The organism is Mesorhizobium sp. M1312 (assembly GCF_040318115.1).
GTDB lineage: Bacteria > Pseudomonadota > Alphaproteobacteria > Rhizobiales > Rhizobiaceae > Mesorhizobium.
Genome location: NZ_JAMYLQ010000083.1, coordinates 1 through 2,635 on the forward strand (window position 1 = coordinate 1; position 2,635 = coordinate 2,635).

Below are 2,635 nucleotides of genomic sequence, written 5' to 3' on the forward strand. Positions count from 1 at the left end.
CAGAGGCCGGAATATTTCGCCGGGTTCTGGCGGCCTTGGTCCGCCACCTTCCGGTTGAGTCTCAGCTTTAGCCAGACCCACATAGATAGCATAGGTGCTAACGGCGGGATCGACGCGGCGTTCTTGCCGCGTCGGGTACGGCATACCTGAAGAACGGCGCCGTGCATGTGCCAAGCACAGCGCCCGGGTTGGCTCGCGGGACCTATCGGGTCATCGCCTGGGATACCGCGGCCGGCAGGCAAACGGCGGAATGGCAAGCGAATTCCGACGGCTGGCTGAAACTTGATGTGCCGCCGTTCTCTGCCGATGTCGCGCTTGCCATTCGCCTAACCTGAGCAGGATGGAGACTGCGCCTGAAGGTATTCATTTGCTCGCGATCTGACTTGTCATTGCCCAAGGTCTTTGCAACTTCGTCGCCAATGCCGATGTCAGTGATCTGCGCCAAGCGAAGTTGCGCGGAGATCTCACGAGATCTGCGCATTAGGTGTTGCGCTCGCCCGAACGCGACTGCTTGTTGGCTGCATCGGCCGATCCGCCCAGCGTGTCGGCGACCGTGGCACCTCGCGCACCCATCGGCTGCTGCGCACCTGTGGTGGTGTCATTGGCTGTCTGGTGCTCCATCTCGGCATTCAGCTCCGCCCCCACAATCAGCACAATCACAGAGATCCAGGTCCACATCATCAAGCCGATGACTGCCCCCAGGGCTCCATACGTGGCATTATAGTCGGCGAAGTTCTCAAGATAATAGGAGAACCCTATCGAGACTGCGATCCAGACCACAGCCGCGAGGAAGGCGCCCCATGTCGCCCATTGCCACTTTGCCCTTTCGCGGCTGGGGCCGTAGCGGTAGATCAGCGTGATCCCGAGACCGACCATGATCAGCATTATCGGCCACCGAAAGATCCGCACAAGGGCTTCGGTCCAGCCGCCGAGGTTCAGCAGCGCAAGCATGGCCGGCACGACCCCCACCGATACGACAAAGCCGATACCAACAAGGATGGCGCCAAGTGTGAAGCCCAAGGCCAGAAGATTCAGGTGGATAAAGCCGCGCTTTTCACGCTCCTCGTAGGCGATGTTCATGGCTTCGAATAGCGTCTTGATGCCGTTGCTGGCGCTCCACAGTGCGACGGCAAGGCCGAAGATGAAGCCGAAGCTGAGCGCACCAGTGTCCTGGGCGGCCAAGGACCTAAGCTGTGATCTGATAACGTCCAAACCCCCCGAAGGAAGTACGCCGCCGAGGAATGAAATGTGCTCAGCGATGGTCTGAGGATCGGCGACAAAACCGTAGAAGGACACGAACGCGGCAAGCGCTGGAAAGAGGGCAAGGAGCAGATAGAATGCGGCCCCGGCCGCGATCAGCATAACACGGTCCTCGTTTACTTCAGCAAAGACCCGCCACAGCACGTCCTTCCAGCCACGGCTGGGAATCTGTGACGGCCATTCGGCATTGCGTCCGCGGCCCCGTTCGGCCCGCCGCTCAAGTTGCACTTGGTTATCGTAAGCGTCGTCGGTGGTCTTCTTCGACATGGCTGCCCGACCCGGAGCATCTTCTTCGCGGGGCAAACGTATGAAAGCGCCAAAGGATGCAGGCATCTGTCGGCCCTTAGCCGCGGCCTGCGCCGTATTTAGTCAGGTTGCCGAGCTTCATTCCACTGGTCTTACGAGAGGCGAGTGCGTTCCCACCCAGGAGCGCTTGGCCCGCCATCGGTAGTGTTGGGGGCATGCCTTCCCAAGGCGCCGAAAGGCTCAGCCCACGTTGTCCGTGCTGTTCGGATCGATCTTCGTCAGTCGCTCTCTGGCATCGATCACGCGCCTCTGCTCGGCCCTTATTCGGCCGCACAATGCGAGATTGAGGGCGACGCCACCGTCCTCGTCCAGCAACTCATTCGCGCGCTCTCGGCTCGTTTTATTCCCGCGTCCTTTGCGGTTGCGGTCCCTTGATGGTAGTTAACCGGCGTCGATCCCGTTTGTTCCGGCCGCGCCGGTGGCTATTTCTCGCTTATAAAAGAGTAGGGATTGCCGCGCGAGAACGTTGCGCACGTTCGCGACTTGCCATTGGCCGTTGCGCTCTGTTCGAACGCCTCGATGTTCAGAGCGATTGCCAGTCCGCGTAGGCTGGTGATGCCCGACCGCTGAATGGAGGCGATGATTGGCAGCACGGACTGGGCAAACCGGTCGGCTTCTTCGATCGACATCTTCCGACCTTTCGCCGCAGCTTCGGCGGTGTTGGTCGGATTGCCGAGCTTTATGCTCGTCCTGCGTGAGGCGAGGGCGGCTTTTGTCCGTTCCGAGATCAACCGCCGTTCTTTCTCTGCCAACGCGGCGTAAATGTGCAGCATAAACGGGTCGGCGTCAGCGCCGAGTTCGGCGACGATGAACGGAACGCGCTGGACCATCAGTCCGGCAATGAAGGCGACATCACGAGAGAGCGATCGAGCTTGGCCTCGGCCAGAACGCAATCTCGCGACGATCGTTCACGTCAGTGTGGATTACAGGTGCGGCTGTGCAGGCACTATCGAGCTCGGCCCTGGCCAAGCTAGCTGCGCCCCTTCACTAGGACGTACCGATGCAGAACAAGTCCCTAGCAGCCACTGGCTTTCTCTGCCTGGGCGTTCTCGTCTTCTCACTGCAGGAC

Annotated in this window: 3 protein-coding genes; all 3 read right to left on the reverse strand. The window is 60.3% G+C overall.

The features are described from left to right. Window positions 1-202 precede the first annotated feature (202 nt). Window positions 203-445, reverse strand: a complete 243-nt coding sequence (locus NKH36_RS34525; protein ID WP_352966273.1) for a hypothetical protein — start codon at window positions 443-445, stop codon at window positions 203-205. A gap of 35 nt (window positions 446-480) precedes the next feature. Next, window positions 481-1,527: a YihY/virulence factor BrkB family protein gene (locus tag NKH36_RS34530; RefSeq protein ID WP_352966274.1), complete on the reverse strand. Its 1,047-nt coding sequence runs from the start codon at window positions 1,525-1,527 to the stop codon at window positions 481-483. 461 nt (window positions 1,528-1,988) lie between these two features. After that, the gene (locus NKH36_RS34535; protein WP_352966275.1) at window positions 1,989-2,396 is read right to left on the reverse strand and encodes a recombinase family protein; all 408 of its coding nucleotides are present in this window, start codon (window positions 2,394-2,396) and stop codon (window positions 1,989-1,991) included. Window positions 2,397-2,635 lie beyond the last annotated feature (239 nt).

Coding starts and splice junctions, on each gene's coding strand:
- NKH36_RS34535 (WP_352966275.1), bottom strand. CDS start 2,396: ATGGTCCAGCGCGTTCCGTTCATCGTCGCCGAACTCGGCGCTGACGCC.
- NKH36_RS34530 (WP_352966274.1), bottom strand. CDS start 1,527: ATGTCGAAGAAGACCACCGACGACGCTTACGATAACCAAGTGCAACTT.